This window comes from Bradyrhizobium sp. Leo170 (assembly GCF_004296405.1).
Taxonomy (GTDB): Bacteria; Pseudomonadota; Alphaproteobacteria; order Rhizobiales; family Xanthobacteraceae; genus Bradyrhizobium.
The window spans coordinates 42618-61996 of the sequence record NZ_PSRR01000001.1 but is presented as its reverse complement, the minus strand read 5'-3'; the positions used below and the strand labels follow the sequence as shown (position 1 = coordinate 61996).

Sequence of the window (19379 nt, the reverse complement as noted above, 5' to 3'; positions counted from 1 at the left end):
CAGCTATCGCACTGCACAACGGCATGCGCGTGCGGTGGTTCGTGGCCATTGAGGTTCCGGAACGGAACCCCATATTTTTGGCAAGGGAGTGCTTGCCGTGCAGACCGTAAAGGCGGCCCTCGTTGCGGCGATTGCAATCGTCGCTCTGGTTGTCTCGCTCCTTCCCGGCTTAGCGGAGGAGAACCGCAGTCTTGCACTGACTATTTCGCTCGACGGAGCGATCGGGCCGGCGTCGGCAAGTTACGTGAAGGACGCTCTGGCCAAAGCAGCCGAACGACGCGCAGACATTGTCATCCTGCGTCTGAATACACCGGGCGGTCTCACCACCAGCATGCGCGAGATCATCTCGGATGTGCTCGCTTCGCCCGTGCCTGTCATCGGTTACGTCGCTCCCTCCGGAGCCCACGCCGCAAGCGCTGGGACCTATATTCTCTATGCAACCCATATCGCGGCAATGGCGCCGGGCACCAATATCGGTGCGGCGACGCCGGTGCAGATTGGCGGTCCGATACCGGGTCTGCCGGGTGGCACCCCGGACAAGGAGGGCAAAGACAGCAAGGATAGCGACCGCCAGCACGAGCCAAAGGATGCCATGACGGCAAAGGTGACGAATGATGCCGTCGCCCTCATCCGCAGCCTCGCCGAACTGCGTGGCCACAATGCCGACTGGGCCGAGAAGGCGGTGCGCGAGGCCGCCACCCTCTCCGCCAACGGCGCGTTGCACGAACATGTCATCGATCTCATCGCACGCGATCCGGTCGAACTGCGCGCGAAGGTCGATGGTCGCGTTGTCGAGGTTGCAAGTGGCAAGACGCAACGTCTGGCGACGAAGGACGCCGTCGTCGAAATAATCGATCCTGGATGGATCTCCCGGTTCCTGGCGGTCATCACTGATCCCAACGTCGCGTTCATTCTCCTGATGGTTGGCGTCTACGGGCTAATCTTCGAATTCATGTCCCCCGGCACGGTCGCCCCCGGCGTCGTCGGCACGATCTGCCTGCTGCTGGGCCTCTACGCCCTCAATTTGCTGCCGATCAGCTACGCCGGCCTCGCCTTGATGCTGGTCGGGATCGCGCTTCTCGCCTTCGAGGCCTTCAACCCGACGGTCGTGATCGGCCTCGGCGGAGTCATCGCCTTTGTGCTGGGAGCGGTTATGCTCTTCAGGGTCGAAGCGCCGGGCTACCGACTGTCGTGGTGGCTCATCGCCATCGTGACGGCGACGTTCATCGGCTTTGTTCTCGTCGTGCTCGGTTCGCTTCGGCGCGCTCGCAGCGGTCCGGTCCGCGTCGGCGCGCAAGCCATGCGAGGCCTGTCCGCCAAGGTCCTCGATTGGTCCGAGAATGAAGGTCATGTCTTCACGCACGGCGAGCGATGGCAAGCGCGCGGCACCGAAACCTTCAAGCCGGGCGAGGTGGTTGAAGTCGCCAACATCATCGATCTGACGCTGGTGGTGCGGCGCCAGTCCCGACCGGCGAAGGAGATACATCATGATGCTTGATTACTTGACCTATGCAGCGCTTGTGCTGATCGTCATCCTTTTTTTGACCCAGGCCGTTCGCATCCTGCGAGAATATGAGCGCGGCGTCGTCTTTACGCTCGGCCGTTTCACCGGCGTGAAGGGCCCGGGCCTCATCATCCTCATTCCAGTCGTGCAGCAACTCGTGAAGGTTGATCTCAGGGTGATGGTGCAGGTCGTGCCGCCGCAGGACGTGATTTCGCGCGACAACGTCTCGGTCAAGGTCAACGCCGTCCTCTACTTTCGCATCGTCGATGCCGAGCGCGCGATCATCAAGGTCGGCGATTACATGGCCGCGACCAGCCAGCTCGCACAGACCACGCTGCGCTCGGTACTCGGCAAGCACGAACTCGACGAGATGCTCGCAGAACGCGACAGGTTAAACGCCGACATCCAGGAGAGCCTCGACAAGCAGACCGACGTCTGGGGCATCAAGGTCACGTCGATCGAGATCAAGGATGTCGATCTCAACGAAACCATGGTGCGCGCGATAGCCAAGCAAGCCGAGGCGGAACGGCTGCGACGCGCCAAAGTGATCAATGCGATGGGCGAGCAGCAGGCCGCCGAAAAGCTCGTCGAGGCCGGCCGGATCCTCGCCCAGGAGCCGCAGGCGATGCAGCTACGCTATTTCGCGGCGCTGCACGACATCGCGGGCGAACGGTCCTCGACCGTGGTCTTCCCACTCCCGATCAATCTGTTTGATCGCCTCGGTCTGCGGGGCGAGTCAACGTGACCAAGGTCATGTGCCTGAAGGGGCGGAAATTGTGTGATGCAAGCGCGATATGATGAGTCCCAAGCTCATCACGCTTTCGCCCTAACAAAGGGCTCCAGGCTGCGCAGCCAGGCAAGCCGCGCGATGGCACGCTCCGCCAGCGTCTGCAGAAGCTCGACACGCGCCGGATCGTCCGAGCGTTCGGCACCGTCGAGATAGGCGTCGGTCAGAGCCTCGGCGATGGTTTGGGCATCGGCTTCCTGCAACGCCGCAGCAAACGATTCGAATCCGGCGGCTCGGGTCGACATCAGTTCGGCCTCTTCGCAAAGCTCATGAGCTCGGCTCTGCGAACGTCCCAGGACGCGCGCCTCGAGCTCCGCGAGCCGCACGGCCAGACGAGATTCCAGCGCGCCGGCATCCACCGGCGCTGCCGCGTCAGCGGCCCCCTCACCCGCGCGCTCCTTGTGCTCAAGGTGATAGGCGCTCCGCCGCTCCTTGCGCAGGGTCGCCACATGCGCAAGCTCCTCCCGTGCCATGGCTTCGGCGGCCTTCCTGATCTCGGAATCGGCGGCGAACGCCGCGACATAGGACCAGAAGGCAAACGCGCGCTCTTCATTGCGCACCGCCATCGCCAGGGCACGATAAGGTGTCGTCAGCTGCGACGCCTTGATCTCGGCCATGGTCTCGGCATCGAAAGTCTCCGGTGCATCCCAGCGCACCAGTGCCGGATCAGGCGCCTTGCCACAGCGCGACAGCGACCAACGTGTCACACTATCGACATGCTCGCGCTCGGCGGCCGCAAGCTGCACGAAAACTGCCGCAAGATCATTTCTGTCCTGCGCCCGCATCTCTTCGGCAAGCTCCGAATAGCGATCCGCGGCCTCCTTCTCCATCGCATTGGCAAGCGCAAACAGCTCATGCAGCGACTGCAAGGTTCCCGCCGGTTCGTCTTTCAAAAGCAATGCTCGCGTTAGCAGCATGAGCCACCTGCATAGCTGTGTTTGATCCAGAACAAACTCGCGTGTCCCGGTTACGACTAGACAGCCGGTCTGAACAGGAGTCAACTTTCGGTGGTTGGATCGGTGATCCCTTTAGGGTTGTTAGCGCCGACGCCCCCTTGTCCCAGTTCAGCGTGTCATGGCCGCCGACGAGCGGTCGCATTCGCGCTGGCCGTGATTGTCGCCGTTGGCATCATCTTCTGGACACGCGCGGCCCTGGCTGCGAGCGATCTCGCCACCTATCTGCCAAAAGCCCAACCCAGCGACTTCTTCACAGGTGCGGATCGCTTCGGTCCGCCGCAGGGCGACCCGCCGATTGTTCCCGTCTATCGCGGCGACCAACTGCAGGGCTTTGTCTATCTCAACTCGGATTTCGCCAATTCGGTCGGCTACTCGGGCAAGCCGATCCACATCCTGGTCGGCATCGATTCCGACGGCATCGTCAGGGGCCTGAAGCTCATCGACCACAAGGAGCCGATCGTCCTGATCGGAATTCCGGAGCCGCGTATCGTCGCCGCCGTAAACAGCTTGATTGGCAAGGATATGAGGCCGATCGCGCGAGGTGCGGAACGGCCGCCGCAGGTCGACATCATCAGTGGCGCGACCGTGACCGTGCTGGTCATGAGCGACAGCATCGTACGCTCCGCGGTACGGCTGATTCGAACCGGACGAATTGGCGGCGGGAGCGTCGCGGCGGCGTTGCCGCCGGTCACCAAGACGCTTGACCTCGGAAAGAGCGAGATTCGTAACTGGGCCAGCCTTGTCGGCGACGGCTCGGTGCGGCGGCTGCACCTGACGATCGGCGAGGTCAATGATGCATTCGCGAAATCGGGAAACACGGCCGCCGCACAGAACCCTGAAGCGGGCGAGCCAGGCGATACCTTCATCGACCTCTCTGTTACGCTTGCCAGCGCCGAGACGATCGGCCGCAGCCTGCTCGGCGACGAGGGCTATGAGCGGCTGAAGGAGCGCCTGCAGCCGGGACAGCAGGCGATCATGATCGCTGGCGACGGCATCTATTCCTTCAAGGGCTCTGCCTATGTGCGCGGCGGCATTTTCGACCGCGTCGAAATCCTTCAGGAAGGCTCCAGCACCCGCTTCCGCGACCGGAATCATACGCGCCTGGGCGCGCTTGCCGCCGACGGCGCGCCGGACTTCCACGAAATCGCATTGTTCGTCACGCCGCCCGAATTCACGCTCGACCCGACGCGGCCCTGGGAATTGCAGTTGCTCGTGCAAAGAAACGTCGGCAGCCGCGACAAGGCGTTTCTCACCTTCGACCTCGACTACAATCTGCCCGATCGCTACCTGCGGTCCGAGCAACGTCCGGTGACGGTGCCGTCCGGCACGCCGGCGACGCAAACCTCCGCTCCGGGCGCACAGGTGTCCCTGCCAGCGGAGGACGGCGAAGAGCCGCTATGGACGCGGATCTGGCGCTCGCAGCCGGCCTCTATCGCGATCACGGCGATAGCTCTGATCGTACTGACCGCCATCTTCTTCTTTCAGAACATCCTGGTGCGACGGCCGACGCTCTATACCTGGGTTCGCCGGGGCTATCTCGCCTTCGTGCTGATCTGGCTTGGCTGGTACGCCAACGCCCAGCTCTCCGTCGTCAACGTCGTGACCTTCACGAACGCGCTGGTGACCGGCTTTCACTGGGAGTTCTTTCTTGCCGCGCCGCTGATCTTCGTGCTCTGGTCGGCAATCGCTGCCGGACTTCTGTTCTGGGGACGCGGTCCGTTCTGCGGATGGCTGTGCCCGTTCGGCGCGCTGCAGGAGCTGACCAATACGGTCGCGAAATGGCTCAAGGTGCCGCAGATCACGGTGCCCTGGGGTCTTCACGAGCGTCTCTGGCCGATCAAATACATCATCTTCCTCGCCCTGTTCGGTCTGTCGCTCTACTCGGTTGCGCTTGCCGAGACCTTCGCGGAAGTCGAACCGTTCAAGACCGCGATCATCCTGAAATTCGCCCGTAGCTGGCCGTTCGTCGCCTATGCGGGCGGCCTGCTCTTCATCGGCCTTTTCATCGAGCGCTTCTTCTGCCGCTACCTCTGCGCGCTCGGCGCCGCACTGGCGATCCCCGGCCGCGTCCGGACCTTCGAATGGCTGCGCCGCTGGAAGGAGTGCGGCTCGCCCTGTCAGCGCTGCGCCAAGGAATGTCCGGTGCAGTCGATCCATCCCGAGGGGCACATCAACGTCAACGAGTGCATCTACTGCATGCACTGCCAGGAGCTCTACTACGACGACCAGCGCTGCCCGCACATGATCCAGGTGCGGCTCAAGCGTGAGAAGTTCCAGGCCATGTCGTCGTCCTCGATGCGTGCCGGCGGAAGCGGACCGAAGACGGCCATCACGCACGCCGGCAAGCCGGTGCCGGTGCTCGCCACCGCGCAATCACAAGCTCTAACCAGCCGTTCAGACAAAGGAGACGAACATGGCAAGTGAGAAACATGACGACGACAAGTCGACGACGATCAGCCGTCGTCAGATCGTGGGAACAGCAGCGATCGGCGCCGCCGGCATCGCGGGTGGACTGAGCCTCGGCAAAGGTCTTGCGCCAGAGCCGGCCGCGGCACAGACCAAGGCGGCGCCGGCGCGTGCCGGTGGCCTGAAGTCGGAGATCGCGCCCGGCGAACTCGACGAATACTACGTCTTCTTCTCCAGCGGCCAGACCGGCGAAGTCCGCATCGTTGGTATGCCTTCGATGCGCGAGTTGATGCGCATTCCGGTATTCAACCGTTGCAGCGCGACTGGCTGGGGCCAGACCAATGAGAGCCGCAAGATCATGACGGAGGGCCTGCTGCCGGAGACCCGCGAGCGGCTGAAGAGCCACCTCGGCATCTGGACGAACGGCGACTGCCACCATCCGCATATGTCGTTCACGGACGGAACCTATGACGGGCGCTACGTCTTCATCAACGACAAGGCAAATACCCGCCTCGCCCGCATTCGCACCGACATCATGAAGTGCGACAAGATCATCGAGCTTCCCAACCAGTACACGATCCACGGCATGCGCCCGCAGAAATATCCGCGCACCGGATATCTTTTCTGCAACGGCGAATACGAGGTGCCGCTGCCAAACGATGGCAAGGTGCTGGACGACAAGAGCAAATACTGGTCGATCTTCTCCGCCGTCGACGGCGACACCATGAAGGTCGCCTGGCAGGTGATGGTCGACGGCAACCTCGACAATACCGACTGCGACTACCAGGGCAAATATGCGTTCGCGACCTGCTACAACTCCGAGAAAGGCGTGACGCTCGCCGAAATGACCGCAAGCGAGCAAGACTGGGTCACTGTCTTCAACATCAAGCGAATCGAGGAGGCGGTCAAGAAAGGCGACTACAAGGAGATGAACGGTGTGCCCGTGATCGACGGGCGGCATGGTTCGCCTTACACGCGCTACATTCCTGTCTCCAACAGCCCGCACGGATTGAACACCGCACCTGACGGGATTCATGTCGTCGCCAACGGCAAGCTGGCTCCGACGGTGACCGTCCTCGACGTTCGCCTGCTCGACCAGCTATTCGATGACAAGATCAAGCCGCGCGATGTCGTGGTCGCCGAGCCCGAGCTCGGACTCGGCCCGCTGCATACGGCCTTCGACGGCAGAGGCAACGCCTACACGACCCTGTTTCTCGACAGCCAGGTGTGCAAGTGGAACATCGATCAAGCCAAGCGAGCGTTCAAGGGCGAGAAGGTCAACCCGATCATCCAGAAGCTCGACGTCCACTATCAGCCAGGTCACAACCATGCCTCGATGGGCGAGACCAAGGAAGCTGACGGCAAATGGCTGCTGTCGCTGAACAAGTTCTCCAAGGATCGCTTCCTCAATGTCGGTCCGCTCAAGCCGGAGAACGATCAGCTCATCGACATCTCGGGCGACCGCATGCGCCTCGTCCATGACGGTCCGAGCTTCGCCGAACCCCATGATGCCGTGATCGTGCACCGTTCGAAGCTGGAAGGCCGCGTTCTCAGCATCTGGAAGCGCGACGATCCGTTCTTCGAGGAAGCGCGCAAGCAGGCGGCTGCCGACGGCGTCAAGCTCGAAAGCGACGCCAAAGTCGTCCGCGACGGCAACAAGGTACGCGTCTACATGTATTCCGCCGCGCCCGCCTTCGCGCTGGACAAGTTCGAGGTCAATCAGGGCGACGAGGTGACCGTCTATATCACCAACATCGACGACGTCGAGGACCTCACCCATGGGTTCTGCATCGTCAACTATGGCATCAACATGGAGATCGACTCGCAGCAGACGTCGTCGGTGACCTTCGTCGCCGACAAGCCGGGTGTCTATTGGTACTTCTGCACTTGGTTCTGCCACGCCATGCACATGGAAATGCGCGGGCGCATGTTGGTGCACCCGCGAAACGCGTGATGGTGGGGGCGCCACACCATATGGGGGGGTCGGGCTGGCGGCACTTGCCGCCGCCAGCCTTGTCGCACGCGCATCGGCAGCGCAGCTCGCGGTTACACCGGAGCTGAGCGACCTGCAGGCGGTGCTCGACCAGGCGGCGGATGGCGATGAAGTGCGCCTCTCCGCCGGCACCTATCGCGGACCGTTGCGGATCGCCCACCGCATTACGCTTGCCGGCGAAGCCGGAGCCGTCGTCGCGGGATCTCGCCAGGGCAGCGTCGTGACGGTCACCGCCCCCGGCGCCGTGGTGCGCGGCATTGAAGTGCGCGGGTCCGGACGCTCGCTCGAGACGATGGACTCCGGCATTTTTGTCGAGCAATCCGCGCGCGACGCCGTCATCGAGGACAACCGCATCGAGGACAATCTGTTCGGCGTCTATGTGCACGGGGCTCCCGATGCCGTGGTTCGCCACAACCACATCACCGGCTTGCACCAGACGCGCATCAGCGAGGCCGGCAACGGCGTGTCGGTGTGGAATGCTCCCGGGGCCAAGGTGATCGACAACGAATTCCGCTACGGGCGCGACGGCATCTTCGTCATCTCGAGCCGCAACAATCTTTTCAGCGGCAACCGTTTCAGCAACCTGCGCTTCGCGATCCACTACATGTACGCCAATGACGGCGAGATCACGAACAACGTCTCGACCGGGAATACCATCGGCTACGCATTCATGTTCTCCAACCGGCTCGTGGTTCGAGACAATGTTTCCGAGCGCGATCGGGATCGAGGCATGCTGTTCAACGCTACGAATGGTTCGAAAATCCTGGGGAATGCCGTGATCGGCGGATTGCAGCCGGGCGAGCGCTGGGCGACGTCCGACAGCCGCGCGGAAGAAGGTGTTTCGCAAGCGGAAGCCGGCACCGCCGCGCAGGCAAGCCAGACCAAGGCTCCGCGCCTAGGTCCGGAGAAATGCGTATTCATCTACAACACCAACAACAACCGGCTCGAGAACAACTGGTTCGAAGGCTGCGAAATCGGCGTGCATTTTACTGCAGGTTCCGAAGGCAACGCCATCACCGACAATGCGTTCGTCCACAATGTCAACCAGGTCAAATATGTCGGCACCCGCCATCTCGACTGGTCGAGGGGTGGGCGCGGAAATTACTGGAGCGACAACCCCGCTTTCGATCTCAACGGCGACGGCATTGCCGATACCGCTTATCGACCCAACGACCTGATCGACCGGGTGTTGTGGACCGCGCCTGCGGCAAAAGTGTTGATCAACAGTCCCGCCGTGCAGGTGATCCGGTGGGCGCAGGGACAATTTCCCGCGCTGCTGCCCGGCGGCGTCGTCGACAGTCATCCGCTGATGTCGCCGCCGGCGCGCCGCAAGCTTGCGGAAGGAATTCGGCCATGACCACGGTGCGAATAACGGACGTCAGCAAGCGGTATGGGCGGATCGATGCGGTGTCCGGCGCCTCGTTCGAGCTCGGCCAAGGCGAAATGGTCGCCTTGATCGGTCACAACGGTGCCGGCAAGACCACGCTGATGAAGCTGATGCTGGGCTTGGTTCACCCGACGCACGGCTCGATCCAGGTTCTGGGCGAGGATCCCGCCGCAGGTCAGTTTTCGGCGCGGCGCCGGCTTGGCTACCTGCCGGAAAACGTTTCCTTCGATGCCACACTAACCGGACGCGAGACGCAGCGCTTCTATGCTCGGCTGAAGCAGGAGCCGATCGCAAAGGCGGAACAACTGCTTGATGTCGTCGGGCTCGGTGCGGCCGTCGACCGGCGCGTCGGCACTTATTCGAAAGGCATGCGCCAGCGCCTCGGCCTGGCGCAAGCGTTGATCGGACGGCCGCAATTGCTGCTGCTCGACGAACCGACCACCGGTCTCGATCCGGAACTGCGCCAGACCTTCTATGAAGCGATCCAGCGGCTTGCTGCCGAAGGCACTACGGTTCTGCTCTGCTCGCACGCGCTGACCGAACTCGAGGAACGGGCGGGACGCGTGATCATCATGAACCGCGGGGTCAAGGTCGCCGATGGCTCGCTCGATGAGCTGAGGCGGCTGGCGCAACTGCCGACCGGATCCGGCTCAAAATATCCGGCCTTGCTCAAGGCGAGGTACCCGCCTGGCTACCCGCATCCGCGCCATACCGGCGGCTCAACGGCCACGTCATCGAGATCGATGCGGCACCGGAGCAAAAGATCGATCTGTTGCGGCGCGTGACTGCAGCCCATACCTCGGTCGAGGATATCGACGTGATGTCGCCGAGTCTCGACGAACTCTATGCGCATTTCCTGCGATCGGCGGAGCGGAAGCGATGAATGCCATTCTCACCATCACGGCCAAAGAAATCCGCCAGGCCGTGCGCAACCGCTGGGTGCTTGCCGCAACGCTGCTGCTGGCGGCGCTGGCGTTGTCGCTGACCTTCCTTGGCAGTGCGCCAAGCGGCAGCAATGTGGGCGCGCGTCCGCTCGATGTGATCATCGTCAGCCTTTCGAGCCTTACGATCTTCCTGGTGCCGCTGATTGCGCTCCTGATCGCGCACGATGCGATCGTCGGCGACATGGAACGTGGCACCATGCTCCTGCTCCTGAGCTACCCAGTCGCCCGCTGGCAGGTGCTGGTCGGGAAATTCTGCGGACATCTCGCCGTGCTCGCCTTCGCGACCTGCTTTGGCTATGGGGCTGCCGTCGCAGCCCTGTTGGCAACGGGCAGTGATATGGATCGCGAGGGGCTGGAGGCATTCATCGCCATGATCGCTTCCTCCGTACTGCTGGGAGCGGTCTTCATTGCAATCGGCTACTGGGTCAGCGCGCAGGTGCGCGACCGCGGCACCGCTGCTGGCGTCTGTATCGGCCTGTGGCTGTTGCTCGTGCTGGTTTACGACATGGCGTTGCTCGGCCTCCTGGTCCTGGACAAGGGTCAGAACATGTCGGGCCCTGTTCTCAACACCTTGCTCCTCCTCAATCCGACCGACATCTACAGGCTCCTCAATTTGACCGGCTTTGCCAATGTCAGCGCATTCTCGGGCATGGCAGGGCTTGCCGGCAGCGCGACGTTGTCGGTCCGCGTCCTCGTGGCGGCGCTCGCGCTGTGGACACTTATTCCACTGACAGCCGCAAGCCTGTCGTTCTCCCGGAGGGAGCTATGAAGCGCATTGCTGTTGTCCACACACTGCTCGCGCTGATCCTGCTCGCAGGCTGCAACGAAAAACAGCAGACCGCGCTCCCGCTGCCGCACGCGATGACGGCGGAGGCGATCGGCCGTTATTGCGGCATGAACGCGCTCGAGCACCCAGGGCCGAAGGGACAGATCCTGACCGCTGGCCTGATCGAACCGGTCTGGTTCTCCTCGGCGCGCGATGCCATCGCCTTCACGATGCTGCCGGACGAACCGAAGGACATCCAAGCCATCTACGTCTCCGACATGGCGAAGGCACCGAGCTGGGACAAGCCCGGCGCGGATAATTGGGTGGAGGCGCGAAAGGCGCTGTTCGTAATTGGCAGCCGCATCAAGGGCGGAATGGGCGGCGCCGAAGCTGTGCCGTTCTCGAACCGGGCCGCCGCGGAGAAGTTTGTCGCCGAGAATGGCGGACAGATCGTTGGTTTCACGGAGGTGCCGCGGGATTACGTGCTGGGATCGAACGAGTCCAGCGCGTCGACGGACGACAGACCATCCGCGCCTAGCTCGACGAATTGAGGAGAGGTTCATGGCCGCGATGCTATCGCGCCGCCGCTTTATCTGCATCACCGCCGCGGCGGCAGGCCTTTCCCTCGTTCCTTTCGGACGCGGAGCAAGGGCGGACGCCAACCTGCTCACCTGGCGCGGCACGATGCTCGGAGCCGTCGCCACCATGAAGATCCATCACGAGCACCCGCATGAAGCGGAACGCCTGATCGCGGCAGCCTGCTCGGAAGCGCGACGGCTCGAGCGGCTGTTCAGCCTTTATCGAGAAGACTCCGCCCTGGTCGAGCTGAACCGGACGGGCGTGCTGGTCGACCCTGCTGCAGAACTCGTCGAGCTCCTGGAAATCTCCTTGCGTTATGCCGAGCCGACGAACGGGGCGTTCGATCCAACCGTGCAGCCACTGTGGCGTCTCTATGCCGATCATTTCTCGCGCGCCCACGCCGATCCCAACGGCCCGGCCCTGGCCGACGTGCAGGCGGCCCTCGCAAATGTGGGCTACCACCGGCTTCACGTCAGCCGCGACCGCATTTCGATGCCGCGCGGTGCTGCGATCACCCTGAACGGCATCGCGCAAGGCCATGTCACGGACAAGATCGTCGACCTCCTGCGCGCGCAAGGTATCGCGCGCAGTCTCGTCGACATGGGCGAGAGCCGCGCCATCGGACCGCGTCCGGATGGACAGCCTTGGGAAATCGGGATTGCCGACCCAGATTCGGTAGGCGTCACCGCGACGGTCATTCCGATCATCGACCGGGCGGTATCGACATCGGGCGGCTACGGCTTCTGTTTCGATGCCGATGGTCGCTTCAACCACCTGTTCGACCCGTCGAGCGGCGGGTGCGCCGGACGCTACCGCAGCGTGACCACGGTCTCCGCCGATGCGACCGCCGCCGATGCAATGTCCACCGCCTTCAGCCTCATGGCGGAGCCGCGCATCCAGTCACTGCTTATGCCCGCGAGGATCGAGCGGGTACATCTCATCGATGCGCGCGGACATGCGTCTGATCTAGTCGCATAACGCACCAGATGATGATCCAGCCTTTCGCCAGCCGGCGCCGTCGACCTGGAACTATGATAAGCCCAGCATCTGTCACAAACCCTCGCTCTTGCATGGTGGTTGCAGCCGATGCGTCGCGTTTATCTTGTTCTCGGTTTCATCTTCGTCGCCACCGGTTTTGTCGGTGCATTCTTGCCAGTGCTCCCGACAACGCCATTCCTCATTCTTGCCACGACCTGCTTCGCACGATCCTCGCCGCGGCTTGAAAACTGGCTCCTCTCCCATCCTCGCTTCGGGCCGGCACTGCGTGCGTGGCATGAGCATGGCGCGATCCCCCCGCGAGCGAAGCTGCTGGCGCTTGCCGGCATGAGCCTCGGATTCCTGCTGTTCTGGATCGGAACCGCGCCTGGCCCGATCCTGATGGCAAGCGTCGGAGTGCTCATGCTTACGGGTCTGGTCTACGTCTTCACCAGACCGTCTCCTTGAACTTGAACAGGCTGGTTGCGGCGTTCCCCTAAGGATCACGCCCCAGGACTAACGCAGAGCTATCTCTCTACCAGCGGGCATTGGCTTTCGGAGAGCGGACGGAACGATTCCTCGCCGGACATCTCAGCCAACACCTGATAGAAATCGCCGCGATATTTGGATTCGGCGGGAGACTTCACCTTCATAAGGTAAGTCTTGTGCATCACACGGCCATCGACCCGGACTTCAACGTTCTTGTTATAGAAATCGTTCACTGGCATTTCCCGCATCTTCGCGGCGACCGCTCTGCCGTCATCGGTGCCGGCCGCCTGCACAGCCTTCAAATAGTGCATCACCGAGGCATAAGTGCCGGCGGTGATCAGATTTGGGATAAAGCCACCCGAGCGTTCCATGAAGCGCTTGGCCCAGGCCCGGGTCTCGTCGTTAGCATCCCAATAGAATGAGGTGGTCAACGTCAGACCTTGAGCGACGTCGAGTCCAAGCCCCTCGATGTCGTTGATATAGATCACCAGACTCGCCAGGTTTTGCCCGGATTGGACGATACCGAATTCGCGAGCCTGTTTGATGGCGGTCAGCAGATCGGCGCCCGACATCGCCAGCCCGATTTCCTTGGCTTTCGACGCCTGCGCCTGCAAGAGGAACGAGGAGAAGTCCGGTGAGCCAAAGGGAAAACGTACGCTGCCGACTACCTTGCCGCCATTCGCCTCGACGAAGCGGCTCGCATCATTCTGAAGAGAATGACCGAAGGCATAGTCGCTGGTCAGGAAGAACCAGGAAGTGCCACCCTGCTTAGTCACTTGGCTGGCCGTACCCTTGGCGAACGAGTATGTGTCATAGCTCCACTGCGTCGTGGTCGCCGAACAGGCCTTTCCCGTGAGCTCTGTGGTCGCTGCGCCCGAGATCAACAGGATCTTGTTGCGCGGACGCGCAATCTCTTGCGTCGCCAGCGCGACCGCCGAGCCGGCGACGTCCGTGATCGCATCGACGCCTTCAGTGTCAAACCACTTGCGACTTAAGGTAGAGGCGATGTCGGCCTTGTTCTGATGATCCGCGGTAACGACGACAATCGGCTTCTCCAGAACCTTCCCTCCGAAGTCATCAACGGCCATCTGTGTGGCCTCGACCGAATGCTTGCCGACGAGATACGCGAATCCGCCCGAATGGTCCGTCAACGCCCCAATTTTGACCACGTCGTCGGAAACTTGCGCGTGCGCGGCGGCGCACGACGCCAGCACAGCAGCCACGGCCAATCCCAAGCTTGATGTCTTCACAATCGTTCTCCCCTCTGGAATTTTCGTTGTTGTCTACAGCTCAGACGGCCAGTGCGATCCCGTCGTGCCCGGGATCGGCTCCGCCGTCGAGCTTGTCGCCATCGATGCGGATGCCGTGGACGGCCGCGAATCCGAATGTGTACGGACTGCGGATCACCTCGTATCCCTCAGCCTCGAGCTGTCTGGTTGTGCGATGGACGATCCGATTTGAGACATCGATCGCGTTGCTGGTTGCCGAGAACCGCGGCGCGCTCACCGCTTCGGTCATCGTCATGCCGAAATCGAGGACGTTGAGGATCGCTTGCAGCACGCCCATCGCAATCTGGGTGGCGCCCGGAGCGCCAATCACCAGGTAAGGCTTGCCATCACGAAGAATGATCGAAGGGCACACTGAAGTGAAGCGCGCCTTGCCGGGCGCAATGCTACCCGCCCGGCCCGGCCGCGGGTCGAACACGGCCATGCATCCGTTATAAAAGAGACCAAGGCCGTCGGTGATCACGCCGCGGTCCGCAGAAGAGCATCCCCATCTCGCGCGAACGGCTCATCGCGATTGTGCCCGCCAGTCACGCTTGGGCCAAGCAACGATCGATAACACTGCGACGCATGGCGACGGCACCGATCGTGATCGGTACCGCAAGTCGATGGCGCGGCTTCAGGATGCTTGTCGACGATATGACTGCCGCGAAGGGAGTGACATTGAACGTTGTCGAGGAGGCCGACGACTTGCCGGTGCTGCTTCAGCTCGTGCGATCGGGCTTCGGCTGCACGATTCTCGATGCCTCGTTCATTTCGACGCTCCCGCCGGGAATCAAGCCGCTCGAAATCAAAGATGCCAAAGCAACCCTGGATATCGCGCTGGCCTGGCGGGATGACAGCCTTTCCCCGCTGACCGCGCGGTTTATCGAGGTCGCGAGAGAACTGATCAAAAGCCCAAAGGGCTAACGGCTGCTACTCGAAAGCATTCACCCCAGGATCGCTCGTCGGCCATCGCCGAGAGGCGGGCCGACGAGCCTCCTGCAGATCACTTCGTCTCAATCTCATTGAAAGCGTCGCGTGCTTTGCGGAATGCGTCTATGCCGGCGGGCACGCCGCAATAGACGGCGACCTGTAGCAATATTTCCTTGATCTCGTCCTTGGTAAGTCCATTCTTCAGGGCGCCCTTGACGTGAAGCTTCAGTTCATGCGGCCGATTGAGCGCGCCGAGCATGGCCAGGTTGACGATCGAGCGGGTACGCCGATCGAGTCCGGGCCGTGTCCACAGCGCGCCCCAGCAGAACTCGGTCGACCATTCCGCCATCGTCCGGGTGAATTCGTCGGCGCCCGCGATAGATTTGTTGACGTAGTCCTCGCCGAGTACTTCCTTGCGAACTTTGAGGCCCTTTTCGAACAACTCGCTTTTGCTCATGATCGTCCTTTCAGGTTTGGAGAGCGCTGCATCAATTCGGAGATGTCATCGAGCTCATCGATTTGCCAGACGGCCTCGATAACGCCGTCCGCGTCCCAATCGCTCCCGCCGGTCCGCACGCACGCGCGCAATTTGGCTTCGATGTCGCGATCGGTGAGCGGATCGGCCAGACTGCCCCGTGGCGACGCGACGGTCTCAGTGAAGACTTCGCCGGTCACGAGGCGCACACTCACCCGGGCCGCGCCATCGGGCATCGTGTCGTCAAGATCAGCCCTCACCTTCTGCCGCAACTGCACGACGTCAGGTTGGAACACTGTCTTGTGCCCAAATTCGCCAATGCCGGCCGCGCCGATGAGTAAGCCGCATGCCGCGCAATGATGGATACTCACGCGCGCATCGCGCTCGTTATGCACTGGCCGATCGCCGCGCGCCAGCAACAATGCGGAGCCCTGCACCGTCACAGAATCGATTTGATCGGTTCGCTTGCCGATCCGATCGCGAAGACGGAAGCAAGCGTCGATAACGGCATGGAACACGATGCCGGCTGGATAGGGCTTGTAGGTATTTCTTGCGATCTCCCAGGTGTTGCCGAGGCCGCCGAGCAGACGGTCGAGATCGGCTTCGTCGCCCATGGTGCGCGCCCATCCGAGCGGCCCTTCGATGGCGCGGGGCGCGGCCGCATACCCCTGCTCCGCAAACAGTGCGGCAAAAAGCCCGTTCCGCGCGGCATTGCCGACGCTCACATTCTTGGCGGCGGTCGGCAGGTTCTCGACATTGCCCGCCGATTGGCTCGCGGCAATCCCGATCGCGTTTGCAATACCCTCTGCTGGTAGTCCCAGCAGCTTTGCGCAAGCGGTCGCCGCGCCGAATATCCCGCAGGTCGAGGTGATATGCCAACCACGCGCATAGTGGCGCGGCGAGACCGCATTGCCAATGCGGCACTCGACCTCGACACCGAGGATGAATGCAGTCAACACATCGCGTCCCGGCAACCGGCGCGCTTGTCCAAGTGCCAGCACCGGAGCCGCGACTGGCGCAGCCGGATGAATGATCGTTTCGGGATGGGTGTCGTCGAAGTCGAGCAGGTTGGCGGAGATGGCGTTGATGAATGACGCACACAGGGCATCGAGCCACTCGGAACGGCCGATGATCATCGAGGTCTGAGGACCGCTGAACGGCGACAATGTGCGCAACGCGACCGTCACCGCCGGATCGTGGGCCGAACCCAGTGCGGTCGCGAAGAAATTGAGAATTGCCCGCTTCGCATCATGACCTTGCTCCGCGACATCCGCCCATGATGTGGCGGCGACAAATTCGGCGAGCGTCCGGCTGACGCTTGAAACCTTCTCTTGTGGCACCTGAGCGCATTCCTCGTCTTTCCGAAACCTTAAGCCGACCCGCGGCCAACTGTCGACCACAAAATGTTCTGCTTGACAGATTGACGGACAATCCGAACAGTTAGGACCGCGGGTGCAGAAACCGCTGCCTCGACGACGACTAGCGGCGATAACAACAAGAGCGCGTTCATCCTGGAAACGCGCGACACGGGAGTGAACGATGGCCGGAGAGACGCTCGGCGTCATTGGTACGGGCCGCATGGGCGGCCCGATGGCAGGACGATTGATGGACGCCGGTTATTCGCTGGTCGTCTATGACACACAGCGCGAGGCGACCGAACCGCTGGTCAAGCGTGGTGCCCACATGGCGAAATCGCCGGCCGATGTCGCCTCTCGCGCGGATATCGTGCTGGCCAGCCTACCCACTCCCGACATTGTGAAGGCGGTCGCGCTCGGTCCGGATGGGATCAGCAGCGGGAGCCGCGCGCGAATCGTGATCGATCTGTCGACCACCGGCCCGGGCGTAGCCAAGCTCGTGGCAGAGGGTCTGAAAGCAAAAGGCATGACACTGGTCGATGCACCCGTGAGTGGCGGCATCAAGGGTGCCGTCAACGGCACGCTGGCGGTGATGGTGTCGTGCCCGCAGACGACCTATGAGACTGTCCAGCCGATCCTGAAGAATTTCGGCAAGCTGTTCTACACCGGCGACAAGCCCGGCGTGGCGCAGACAGCCAAGCTCGCCAACAATCTGATGGCAGCGGCAGCTCTGGTGATCACATCCGAAGCGGTGGCGATGGGCGTGAAGGGTGGCGTCGATGCCAAGGTCCTGATTGATATCATCAACGCCAGCAGCGGTCGCAACAGCGCGTCCGAAGACAAGTTCCCGCGTTCAGTGCTGCCCGGCACCTTCGATTTCGGCTTCACCACCGGCCTCTCCTACAAGGACGTCCGGCTGTGCGTCGATGAGGCCGAAGCCATGGGTGTGCCCATGGTGTGCGGCGCTGTGGTGCGGCAAATGCTGGCGATTACCAACGCCAAATATGGCGCCGCATCCGATTTCACCTCGATCGCCAAGGTCGTCGAGGAATGGGCCGGAGTGCAGATGCGCGGCTGATCATAACGCTTCAGGGGAGCAGCGATTGCGATGACGATCGGCCCGACCGGATCCGGCAAGGCATCGCTCGCGCGGCAGATGGCGCGATCCGCGCTTGCCGTCGATCTCGGGGATTTCGGCCCTGAGGTGATCGCGAAGGCAAAGCTCTGCCTGCTCGATTTCCTGTCCTGCGCCTTCGAAGCAGGCACTCATCCCTGGAGCCGTCACGCTGTCACGATCGCGCACGCCACCGGCGACGGCGCAACAATCATCGGAACCTCGCGGCTTGCCGCGCCGACTGAGGCCGCATTCGCCAACGCCGTGATGGGGCACGGCCTGGTGCGCGAAGACATGCATGCCGCCAGCATATCGCATCATGGCGTCGTGATCTGGCCAACCCTGCTCGCGCTATCGGAGCAGGCGCCGTTGCGTGGCGCCCCCCTGCTCACCGCCGCCATCATCGGTTACGAGACCGGTGCGCGGATCGGTCGCGCGCTCCTTACGTCTGACCTCGCACGCCTGTACCGCCCGACAGGGCTGGTTGCGCCGCTTGGTGCGGCGCTGGCCGGAAGCTTTGCACTCGGACTATCCGAGGACGCCGCGACCAGCGCCATGGCGATCGCCGCCAACACCTCAAGCGGCCTGAACCAGTGGCCGCACACGGGCGCCTCGGACATGTATTTTCATCCCGGCTTCGCGGCGAGCAATGCGATCAAGGCAATAGGCCTCGCCGCAGCCGGCGCATTCGGGTCGGAGACGATCCTCGAAGGCGAAGCCGGCCTGTTCGCGGCCTATCGGCGCGAGACAGCGCCCGTCAGCATTGAACTCTTCGCAGGCGGCGAGTGCGAGATCATGGCCGTCTACAACAAGCCGGCGCCCGCCTGCAACTTCGCCCAAACCGCAGCACAGGCAGCGCTCCGAGCCTCGCACGAGCTCGCCAGCATGGATGACGTTGATCGTATCGTCATTCGCGCTCCCGATGCCGCCGTTCGCTATCCGGGATGCGACTCGAAGGGGCCCTACCGGAACATGCTCCAGGCGAAGATGAGCATTCCGTTCACCGTCGCAGCAGTGCTCGCGCGAGGCGAGATCGAGGAAGAGAACTACGCGGAGCTGGACGATCCCGAAATCCTCCGCCTCATTGCGGCATCCAGCCTGCAGAGTGATCCCGGCTTCACCGCTTCCTTCCCCGGCAAGCAAAGCGCGGAAGTGACTGTGTTACTGCGTGACGGAAGGACGATCAGACACGCCCTGGCCGATGTCGTTCCGGCAACGCCTACAGACATTCGCGCACGCTATCGGACTGCGGCAACGCGCGTCATCGGCGAAGACCGCGCACAACGCCTCGAACAACTCATCGATGGCTGCGAGCAGCTTGGCGATGCCAGTGTGATCGCGGCGCAATGCCGGCTGGAATCGCCGGAGCGGATTTTGCGATCGGCATCATAGAAAACGCCAGACATTGCGGAGGTGAAATGGCGGACCGGGAGACCAGCGTTGCAGCGACG

Annotated in this window: 17 protein-coding genes and 1 pseudogene; 13 read left to right on the top strand and 5 right to left on the bottom strand. The window is 62.5% G+C overall.

The genetic code is table 11. The features are described 5' to 3' along the window. The first annotated feature begins 97 nt into the window (after positions 1 to 97). A complete protein-coding gene (locus tag CWO89_RS00280; RefSeq protein ID WP_130576583.1) occupies positions 98 to 1498 on the top strand; it encodes an NfeD family protein in 1401 nt (466 codons plus the stop codon). Then, the gene (locus CWO89_RS00275; RefSeq protein ID WP_130576581.1) at positions 1488 to 2249 is read left to right on the top strand and encodes a slipin family protein; all 762 of its coding nucleotides are present in this window, start codon (positions 1488 to 1490) and stop codon (positions 2247 to 2249) included. Before CWO89_RS00280 ends, CWO89_RS00275 begins: the two co-directional genes overlap by 11 nt. Positions 2250 to 2317: 68 nt before the next feature. Here the strand turns inward: CWO89_RS00275 and CWO89_RS00270 are convergent, their stop codons facing one another. Beyond that, positions 2318 to 3208 (bottom strand): ferritin-like domain-containing protein, encoded by an 891-nt coding sequence (locus tag CWO89_RS00270; protein ID WP_130576579.1) that lies wholly within the window; start codon positions 3206 to 3208, stop codon positions 2318 to 2320. 192 nt (positions 3209 to 3400) lie between these two features. On the opposite strand from CWO89_RS00270, the gene CWO89_RS00265 reads away from it, so the two are divergent. From CWO89_RS00265 to CWO89_RS00230, 8 genes and pseudogenes are all read left to right on the top strand, one after another. Beyond that, a complete protein-coding gene (locus CWO89_RS00265; protein ID WP_245475596.1) occupies positions 3401 to 5671 on the top strand; it encodes a NosR/NirI family protein in 2271 nt (756 codons plus the stop codon). Next, positions 5661 to 7607, top strand: coding sequence for a TAT-dependent nitrous-oxide reductase (nosZ, locus tag CWO89_RS00260; RefSeq protein WP_130576577.1), 1947 nt, complete (start codon positions 5661 to 5663; stop codon positions 7605 to 7607). The genes CWO89_RS00265 and nosZ overlap by 11 nt, the downstream gene beginning before the upstream one ends. Positions 7608 to 7641: 34 nt before the next feature. After that, on the top strand, positions 7642 to 9003 hold the full coding sequence (locus CWO89_RS00255; RefSeq protein ID WP_130576664.1) for a nitrous oxide reductase family maturation protein NosD: 1362 nt from the start codon (positions 7642 to 7644) through the stop codon (positions 9001 to 9003). Then, positions 9000 to 9916: pseudogene (locus tag CWO89_RS00250) on the top strand (ABC transporter ATP-binding protein). The gene CWO89_RS00255 and the pseudogene CWO89_RS00250 overlap by 4 nt, the downstream one beginning before the upstream one ends. After that, on the top strand, positions 9913 to 10746 hold the full coding sequence (locus tag CWO89_RS00245; RefSeq protein WP_130576575.1) for an ABC transporter permease subunit: 834 nt from the start codon (positions 9913 to 9915) through the stop codon (positions 10744 to 10746). Before CWO89_RS00250 ends, CWO89_RS00245 begins: the two are co-directional and overlap by 4 nt. Further along, on the top strand, positions 10743 to 11294 hold the full coding sequence (locus tag CWO89_RS00240; RefSeq protein WP_130576573.1) for a nitrous oxide reductase accessory protein NosL: 552 nt from the start codon (positions 10743 to 10745) through the stop codon (positions 11292 to 11294). Before CWO89_RS00245 ends, CWO89_RS00240 begins: the two co-directional genes overlap by 4 nt. A gap of 10 nt (positions 11295 to 11304) precedes the next feature. Further along, positions 11305 to 12300 carry an FAD:protein FMN transferase gene (locus CWO89_RS00235; protein WP_130576570.1) on the top strand — a complete coding sequence of 332 codons (996 nt, stop codon included), beginning with the start codon at positions 11305 to 11307 and terminating at the stop codon, positions 12298 to 12300. 108 nt (positions 12301 to 12408) lie between these two features. Next, positions 12409 to 12765, top strand: coding sequence for a YbaN family protein (locus CWO89_RS00230; RefSeq protein ID WP_130576568.1), 357 nt, complete (start codon positions 12409 to 12411; stop codon positions 12763 to 12765). 59 nt (positions 12766 to 12824) lie between these two features. Here the strand turns inward: CWO89_RS00230 and CWO89_RS00225 are convergent, their stop codons facing one another. Together CWO89_RS00225 and CWO89_RS00220 are read right to left on the bottom strand one after the other, a co-directional pair. Next, positions 12825 to 14036 (bottom strand): ABC transporter substrate-binding protein, encoded by a 1212-nt coding sequence (locus CWO89_RS00225; protein WP_130576566.1) that lies wholly within the window; start codon positions 14034 to 14036, stop codon positions 12825 to 12827. Between the two features lie 40 nt (positions 14037 to 14076). Next, positions 14077 to 14535 carry a gamma-glutamyltransferase gene (locus CWO89_RS00220; protein WP_245475595.1) on the bottom strand — a complete coding sequence of 153 codons (459 nt, stop codon included), beginning with the start codon at positions 14533 to 14535 and terminating at the stop codon, positions 14077 to 14079. Between the two features lie 20 nt (positions 14536 to 14555). Here CWO89_RS00220 and CWO89_RS00215 point away from each other — a divergent pair, with 20 nt between their 5' ends. Further along, positions 14556 to 14978, top strand: a complete 423-nt coding sequence (locus tag CWO89_RS00215) for a LysR family substrate-binding domain-containing protein (RefSeq protein WP_130576564.1) — start codon at positions 14556 to 14558, stop codon at positions 14976 to 14978. A gap of 79 nt (positions 14979 to 15057) precedes the next feature. Here CWO89_RS00215 and CWO89_RS00210 read toward each other — a convergent pair whose 3' ends face one another. Both CWO89_RS00210 and CWO89_RS00205 read right to left on the bottom strand, forming a co-directional pair. After that, positions 15058 to 15441, bottom strand: coding sequence for a carboxymuconolactone decarboxylase family protein (locus tag CWO89_RS00210; RefSeq protein WP_130576562.1), 384 nt, complete (start codon positions 15439 to 15441; stop codon positions 15058 to 15060). Then, positions 15438 to 16799 (bottom strand): MmgE/PrpD family protein, encoded by a 1362-nt coding sequence (locus CWO89_RS00205; protein WP_130576560.1) that lies wholly within the window; start codon positions 16797 to 16799, stop codon positions 15438 to 15440. Before CWO89_RS00205 ends, CWO89_RS00210 begins: the two co-directional genes overlap by 4 nt. A gap of 199 nt (positions 16800 to 16998) precedes the next feature. Between CWO89_RS00205 and CWO89_RS00200 the strand changes: the two genes are divergently transcribed. Together CWO89_RS00200 and CWO89_RS00195 are read left to right on the top strand one after the other, a co-directional pair. After that, entirely contained in the window at positions 16999 to 17892 is an 894-nt protein-coding gene (locus CWO89_RS00200) for an NAD(P)-dependent oxidoreductase (protein ID WP_130576558.1), read from the top strand. Positions 17893 to 17922: 30 nt separating this feature from the next. Continuing rightward, a complete protein-coding gene (locus CWO89_RS00195; protein WP_130576556.1) occupies positions 17923 to 19320 on the top strand; it encodes an MmgE/PrpD family protein in 1398 nt (465 codons plus the stop codon). The last annotated feature ends 59 nt before the right edge of the window (positions 19321 to 19379 follow it).